This window comes from Anaerotignum lactatifermentans DSM 14214 (genome assembly GCF_900142265.1).
GTDB classification, from domain to species: Bacteria; Bacillota; Clostridia; order Lachnospirales; family Anaerotignaceae; genus Anaerotignum; species Anaerotignum lactatifermentans.
In genome coordinates, this window is the sequence record NZ_FRAH01000109.1 from 1 (window position 1) to 8150 (window position 8150).

Below are 8150 nucleotides of genomic sequence, written 5' to 3' on the forward strand. Positions count from 1 at the left end.
TATCCAAATCAAAAATGGGTTTTATGTTTAGATATTATTGCAGGAGAAGCTATTGATTATAATAATACAAAATTAAATATTTCATATAAATATTCTTCAAAAGAAAATAAAAAATTTTATTTGAAAAGTAAAAAAATTTATTTTGAAAATGAAACAGTTGATTTTAACGATTATTCAAATTTTTTAGTTTATATATCTGATGTGGATGAGCTTGCAAATGAAGTTAAGAAGTTAGGAAATAATATTGAAAAAATTAACAAAACACTTAATAAAATGCAAAAAGTTCAACAGCACTGTACAGAAACACAAACATATTTTACAATAGGGGATAAGTGTCAAAGTACAATTGTAACAGGTCATGGAGAACCAAACATAATCAAAAAAGGAGACTTACCAAATGAATAATATTATCGACGGACTGTCAATGAACCTAGAACAAGCCAACATGGACAAGCTGAAATCAGTATTTCCGGAATGTTTTACGGAAGGAAAGCTGGACATAGACAAGCTGCTTTCCTTATGCGGGGAATACATAGACAATGATTTTGAAAAATATAAGTTTGAGTGGAAAGGCAAGGCAGAGTGTCTTCGCCTGGCACAGAAACGTTCTGCAGGCACATTACGCCCTTGTCCGGAAGAAAGCGTAAACTGGGATGATACAAAAAATCTTTATATTGAAGGGGATAATCTGGAGGTATTGAAGCTGCTCCAAACAGCCTACTACCGCAAAGTAAAGATGATTTACATCGATCCGCCATACAATACAGGAAATGACTTTGTATATGAAGATGACTTTGCCGATCCTTTGGCACGATACAAAGAAGTGACACAGCAGACCACCAAAAGCAACCCCGAAACTATGGGACGCTACCATACAAACTGGCTCAATATGATGTATCCCCGTTTAAGATTGGCTGCCAATTTGTTGAGAGATGACGGTGTTATATTCATTTCTATTGATGATAACGAAGTAACAAATTTAAGAAAAATTTGTGATGAGGTGTTTGGGGAAGAAAATTTTATTGGTAATATAATTATTAAAAGCAACCCAAGGGGTTCAATGTCAGTTTCACAATTAGCACAGCAACATGAATATTTAATTATATATGCAAAAAATTTACAGATTTGCCGGATAATAGGTCACGGTTTAACTGAAGAAATGACAAATGAATATAAGTACGAGGATGAATGTGGAAAATATAGACTTTTAGGATTAAGACAACGTGGCGGATTTTGGAGAAGAAGTGAAAGACCGCTTTTATACTATCCTATATATGTAAATACAACAAATGGAGAAGTATCTTTAGTAGAAAATGAGCAATACAATTATAAAGTATTACCCTATCAACCAACAACAGGAGAGGATGGAACTTGGAGATGGAGTAAAGGAAAATTTATCAATGAAAGAGAAAAGGTTTTAGCAAAACAAATCAAAAGAAATGGGAATGACGATTGGGATATTTTTACCAAAGATTATTTAGGAAATACATTAGGAGAAGTGCGTAAAACTAAGGTAAAATCCATGTGGGATGATAAAGATATGAATTATCAAAATGGAACTACAGAAGTAAAAAATATTTTTAATAATAATATACCATTTAATTTTCCAAAGCCAGTAGAACTAATAAAAAAAATAGTTAGTATGGTAGGAATAGATTATGATGATATTATTCTTGACTTCTTCTCTGGTTCTGCCACCACAGCCCATGCTGTGATGCAGTTAAACGCAGAGGACGGCGGCAATCGTCAATTTATTATGGTGCAGCTTCCGGAAGTTTGCGACGAAAAAAGTGAAGCTTATAAAGCAGGTTATAAAAACATCTGTGAAATCGGAAAAGAACGTATCCGCAGAGCTGGTAAAAAAATATTAGAAGAAAACAATCAAATGACATTGGAGGACAAAGAACATTTGGATATTGGTTTTAAGGTATTTAAACTTGATTCTTCTAATCTGAAAACATGGGATAACACACCTGTTACAGCAGAACAGATGGATTTACTCTATGAACGTATGAACAATATGATCCATCGTGTGAAATCAGACCGTTCCGATTTGGATATGGTTTGCGAAATTATGCTGAAGCTTGGTGTCCCTCTGACCTATTCCATTACAGCCATAGAAATCAATGACAAAACAGCCTATTCCATTGGTGATGATTGTCTTCTTTTGATTTGCCTTGCAGAAGATGTGCAGCCGGAAGATGTGGAACAAATGGCAGAATATGCCCCTGCAAAGCTGATTATATCAAGAGAAAGCTTTGTGGATGATACCGCAATGGCAAACGCACATTATATTTTGAAGGATCATGGCGTTGAGTTGAAGTTGGTGTAATAGACAAGGAAAGATGTATAACTATCAATTATTATAAGGTGATATATTATGACTGAAAATAAAAACAAACTGCAAATTCGAAATAGCACAGTTAATTTCCTTGTGTTTACAAAAGATGCACATGAGGAGGGTATTGAAGTTCGTGTCCAGGAGCATGATGTGTGGCTGACGCAAAAAGCAATCGGTCAGCTTTTCGATGTGGACAGAAGTGTTGTTGCGAAGCATTTGAAAAATATTTTTGGAAGTGGTGAACTTTCTGAGGATTCAGTTTGTGCAAAATTTGCACAAACTGCCGATGACGGTAAAACCTATCAATATAAATTCTACTCTTTGTCCGCCATTATTGCTGTTGGCTATCGAGTAAACTCTATCAGAGCAACACAGTTTAGGCAATGGGCTACAAAAGTGCTGGATACTTTTACTAAACAGGGATATGTATTGGACAAAAGCAGATTGATTAACGGTCAGATTTTTGATGAAGATTATTTCGAGCATCTTGTTTCTGAAATTCAGGAGATTCGTGCCAGTGAACGCCGTTTCTACCAGAAAATTACGGACATCTATGCAACTGCCGTAGATTATTCCCTTGACAGTAAGATTACAAAGGAATTTTTTGCGACAGTGCAAAACAAAATGCATTATGCTGTTCATAGAAGTACAGCAGCAGAAGTCATTGTTGAAAGAGCAGACCACACAAAAGAACACATGGGACTGACTACATGGAAAAATGCTCCGAATGGCAAAATCGTAAAAGCTGATGTATCTATTGCAAAAAACTATTTATCTGTTGATGAAATGCAGGAACTAAATGAAATTGTCTCAATGTATCTGGACTATGCCACAAGACAGGCAAGACGACATATCCCTATGACAATGGAAGATTGGGCTTCTAAACTGGATGCGTTCTTGCAATTCAATGACGCAGATATTTTACAGGATAAGGGAAAAGTTACTGCAGCAATTGCCAAAGCCTTTGCAGAAAGCGAATTTGAACAGTATCGAATTATACAAGACCGTCTGTATCAAAGTGATTTTGACCGTCTTGTTGCTGACACAGAGAAAGAGGAATAAAAAAATAAACAATTTATAATTGATAATTATAAATTATAGGGTGATTAAAATGAAGTTAAAGTTTAAAAACCAAGACTTCCAAATCAATGCCGTGAGTGCCGTTGTGGACTTATTTGCTGGACAGGAAAATACACATAGCACCTTTTCTGTCACCAATGATTTACAGGTATCTTTGAACGACTTTGGTGTTGGGAATGTTTTGAGAATTAATCGAAATACATTGGCAGAGAATATGCACACAGTGCAGAAACGCAATCTTCTGCCTCTTACAGAACTGGAGGATGGTGTGCCGCAGTTCTGCATTGAAATGGAAACGGGTACAGGCAAAACATACGTCTATACCAAAACTATATTTGAATTACATAGAAAATACGGCTTTACGAAGTTTATTATTGTAGTGCCTTCTGTGGCAATCCGAGAAGGAGTCTACAAATCTTTTGAAATCACAAAAGAGCATTTTGCTTTGCAGTATGACAGCGTACCAAATAGGTATTTTATCTATAATTCTGCCAAGCTGTCTGATGTACGCCAGTTTGCTACAAGCGCGAACATTGAGATTATGATCATCAATATTGATGCTTTCAAAAAGGCAGAAAACATCATCAATCAGGCGCAGGACAGGCTTAACGGCGAAACAGCAATGCGATATATTCAAGACACCAGACCGATTGTGATTATCGACGAGCCACAAAGCGTGGATAATACACCAAAGGCAAAAGAAGCCATTGCCTCACTGAACCCTCTTTGTGTGCTCCGTTATTCTGCAACGCATAGGGAAAAAATCAATCTGTTGTACCGCTTAACGCCAGTAGATGCTTATCAAATGGGATTGGTAAAACAGATTTCTGTATCCTCTAATCAAGTTGCAGGCGGCTTCAATCAGGCGTATGTAAAATTATTGTCTGTTTCCAACGACAATGGTTTTAAGGCAAAGGTAGAAATTGACGTAAAAGGGAAAAATGGCACCGTTCAACGAAAAGCGGTCACAGTCAAGCCAAATGATGATTTGTTTTTGCTGTCTGGCGAAAGAGATTTATATGAAGGCTATACGGTTGCTGGTATAGACTGTACACCGGAAATGGAGCATATCGAATTTGATAATACGATGGAAGTATCACTGGGAAAAGCAATTGGTGATATTGATGAGAATGTCATTAAAATGGCACAAATCAGAAGAACCATTGAAGCGCATTTGGACAAAGAATTGCGTTATACGGAAAAAGGCATTAAGGTATTGTCATTATTTTTTATAGACAAGGTAGATAAATATCGTCATGAAGACGGAACACCAGGGATTTATGCTGAAATGTTTGAAACCTGTTATAAGGAACTGATTGCAAAGCCAAAGTATGAGCCAATACGCAATCGATTTTCTTCTGATGTTTCCAAAATACATAACGGTTATTTTTCACAGGATAAGAAAGGCAAGCTGAAAGACACAAAGGGAAATACTCAGGCAGATGATGATACCTATAACACAATCATGAGGGATAAAGAGTGGCTGTTAAGTTTTGACTGTCCACTGCGTTTTATATTCTCACATTCTGCACTGAAGGAAGGCTGGGACAATCCAAATGTATTTCAGGTCTGCACATTGATAGAGCAAAAATCTACTTTTACTTGCAGACAAAAGGTAGGTCGTGGACTTCGTCTTTGTGTCAACCAGGATGGAGAACGTATTGAGGACAAAAATATCAATATCCTTCATGTGATGGCAAACGAAAGTTTTGCGGAATTTGCTGCTACACTGCAAAAAGAAATTGAAGATGAAACTGGTGTAAAATTTGGTGTATTGCAGTTGGATATGTTTGCAGGTATCACCTATGAGAAAGAAGTTACCTATGAGCACACCATTACCAGTGAGGAAGCCCATGAGTTAGTGAAAACATGGATGGCAGATGGCTCTGTGGAGCAGTGGATGAACGAACCTAAAATGGTAGCAGCAGAAGAAAAAATCACAGCAGCATTGGAATCAGGCGAACTGTCTACACCACCAAATCCTGTAACAGAAGTGATGCGTCAAATGAGAAACGGTGCAACAGCAGAACAAGCAGCAGAGGCGATTGTTGGTATCACAAGTACTGTTACAACCGTAGAGGAACATACAGTTACTCATGAAGAAGCGGCAGAACTGATGGAACATTTTGAGAAAAAAGGCTATATTACAAGTACAGGTAAAGTAAAAGATACCATGAAGAACGCATTGAAAAACGGTACGCTTGATTTGCCAAAGAAATATGAAGCAGCCAGAGATCGTTTTACAAAAATCATTCTGGAAGCAGACAGAAAGCCGCTGATCCGTGATGCTTCTCGTGATGTTGTGGTCAAGCTCAATAAACAGGTTATGCTTTCACCAGAGTTTATGGAGTTATGGAATAAAATCAAACAGAAAACAGCATATCGCGTGCAGATAGATACACCGGTACTGATAGAAAATTGTGTGAAAGCAATTCAAAGTATGCCAAAAATCAATAAGGCAAGACTGATTTCTCAAACAGCAGACATCAATATTGAAAAATCTGGTGTTTCCCATACAGAAAGGGAAATGCGTTCTTTGGATATTGGATATGCTTATGATGTACTGCCAGATATCATCACACAAATCAGTGACGAAACACTTTTGACACCAAAAACAGTCAATGAAATATTGGTTCGCAGCGGTCGCTTAGAGGATTTTCTTAACAATCCAGAAGCCTTTCTGGAGCAAGTAACAGAAACCATCAATTTTTACCGCCACCAGTTAGCCATTGATGGAATTCGTTATATCAAGCTGGATGGTGAAGAATACTATGTGCAGGAAATATTTGATTCAGCGGAGTTTATTGCAAATTTGGATAAAAATGCCGTCAAGGTAGAGCATAGTGTATATGATTATGTGGTATATGACAGCAGTTTGGTGGAAAAACCGTTTGCTTTGGCTTTGGATCATGATCCTGATGTGAAGATGTTCTTCAAGATTCCAAGCCGTTTTCAGGTGGATACACCAATCGGTACTTATAATCCAGACTGGGCAGTATATTTGAACAAAAATGGAGAAGAAAAGCTATACTTTATTTTAGAAACAAAGGGAAGCACCAGCCTTATGGATTTACGAAGCAAAGAACAACTGAAAATCCATTGCGGTAAGAAACATTTTGAGGCTTTAGGTAACGGTATTACAATGGAAGTGGCAACGGACTGGAGAAAAGTCAAAATGCAGATGTAAAAGAATATGTGATTTTATAGGTACGGAAATTCTATTTTCTGTACCTATTTTTTTGTAATATTATTCTCAGTAAAATGTATGGAGTATATCCTTTAGCTGTTGAAAGCCAGACATTGTCTTATAGTTAAATTTGTTTGTCCAATGCTGTTGCCATCTCTAAATACTAATAGAAACAAAGATAAACTAATGATTTTTTAAAATATGTAACTGTAATAGATGAATATAAAAATATTTTTATTACTATGGATGAAAATAAAATAGCAAAATATGGCGTTTGCTTGAATGAAATAGATAATAAAAATTGATTTGTGACCACATTAAAATGTGGTCTTTTTTTATGCACTAAAGGCATATAATAGCGTTTTTTGTTGAAAAAAACATCCATCTATTCGAGACGTTTTTACATTTTTTTTAGATAAAGTTCTGTATGATTTATCTGTAAAAAGTTGAAAAAGGTCGTGATAGCTATTAGGATGCGATAAATTATGGAAGAACACACAAAAATGCAGGAGAATATTGTGAAAACATAAAGAATATCATCAGTCACTGTCTATTTTATGAAAATGAAAAAAACAGTGATTTTTGTGCAAAAAAATCCATTCAACATCAAATATATAACATTTTCAATAGAACAGCTATGCCAAAAAGCAAATCTCAGTTTGAGGTTTGCTTTTTTTGTTGCATAAACAGGTGTCGTTCACCACCAGCCTCTGATTTAAATTTGCCGCTAAAAAACAAATTTGAATCGGAGGAATATTTATGACTGAATCTGAACGAAAATACTTTATTCGACTGGGGAAGCAATTGATTGAAGTAAGCCGTGAAGTATATACGGTTTATTATCAAATGGACAGACAAGAGCGTTATCAAATAGAAAGAGATTATAAACATGGACTGTTATATTATGACAGCTGGGATACAGAAGAATGTAATGGTGAGGACTATATAAAAGACATTACCCAAGATACGGAAGAATCTGCAATAAGGAGTATTATAAATCTATATATTGCAAAATACATAGCTGAGAATGATACAAGAAGAATATTACAATATTTATTGTTAGGCAAGACAGAACGAGAAATAGCAATGTTGTTAGGCATATCAAAGTCATCTGTGAATAGAGCAAAAATGAAGATGATAAAGGCTTTAAAAGAGTATTTTGGATAAATTTTAAAAAAATAAAAAAATTTTCAAAAAAAGCGGGGCAAACCCCCTCACTTTTCGGCTTATAAGTGAGGGGGTTTTTTATTGTACGCCGAACAGGTATGACAAAACCCCCAGTTCAACTGGGGGTAGGTAAAAATACTTTAGTATAAGAAAGAAACCTCCTGCGTTATAATGAAAATGGTCTGGCAACCAAAATTATAGAAGCAGGAGGTTTTGTCAATGAATGACATAAGAAGTTTATCACATTCCAAATGGAGATGCAAATATCATATTGTTTTTGCACCTAAATATCGCAGACAGGTGATTTATAAAAAGTTAAAAGCAGATATTGGGAGGATATTAAGAGAATTATGTGAAAGGAAAGGTGTAAATATT

Annotated in this window: 6 protein-coding genes; all 6 read left to right on the forward strand. The window is 35.8% G+C overall.

Translation table 11 applies throughout. From position 1 onward, the window contains the following. Positions 1-405, forward strand: a 405-nt coding sequence (locus tag BUB35_RS19140) for a hypothetical protein (RefSeq protein ID WP_330391267.1), incomplete at its 5' end; no start/stop codon positions are given. Beyond that, a complete protein-coding gene (locus tag BUB35_RS17230) occupies positions 398-2332 on the forward strand; it encodes a site-specific DNA-methyltransferase (protein ID WP_072853754.1) in 1935 nt (644 codons plus the stop codon). The genes BUB35_RS19140 and BUB35_RS17230, both read left to right, overlap by 8 nt. Positions 2333-2380: 48 nt before the next feature. After that, positions 2381-3403 carry a virulence RhuM family protein gene (locus BUB35_RS17235; RefSeq protein ID WP_072853755.1) on the forward strand — a complete coding sequence of 341 codons (1023 nt, stop codon included), beginning with the start codon at positions 2381-2383 and terminating at the stop codon, positions 3401-3403. A 49-nt stretch (positions 3404-3452) separates the two neighbouring features. Next, positions 3453-6608, forward strand: coding sequence for a type III restriction-modification system endonuclease (locus BUB35_RS17240; protein ID WP_072853756.1), 3156 nt, complete (start codon positions 3453-3455; stop codon positions 6606-6608). A 759-nt stretch (positions 6609-7367) separates the two neighbouring features. Then, positions 7368-7775, forward strand: a complete 408-nt coding sequence (locus BUB35_RS17245) for a helix-turn-helix transcriptional regulator (RefSeq protein WP_072853757.1) — start codon at positions 7368-7370, stop codon at positions 7773-7775. 219 nt (positions 7776-7994) lie between these two features. Continuing rightward, positions 7995-8150 (forward strand): transposase (locus BUB35_RS17250; protein WP_143185492.1); only part of this gene is annotated, 156 nt, incomplete at its 3' end.

Bases quoted from the DNA above. Each gene is read 5' to 3' on its own strand.
- BUB35_RS17240 (WP_072853756.1), top strand. From the start codon at position 3,453: ATGAAGTTAAAGTTTAAAAACCAAGACTTCCAAATCAATGCCGTGAGT.
- BUB35_RS17235 (WP_072853755.1), top strand. From the start codon at position 2,381: ATGACTGAAAATAAAAACAAACTGCAAATTCGAAATAGCACAGTTAAT.
- BUB35_RS17230 (WP_072853754.1), top strand. From the start codon at position 398: ATGAATAATATTATCGACGGACTGTCAATGAACCTAGAACAAGCCAAC.
- BUB35_RS17245 (WP_072853757.1), top strand. From the start codon at position 7,368: ATGACTGAATCTGAACGAAAATACTTTATTCGACTGGGGAAGCAATTG.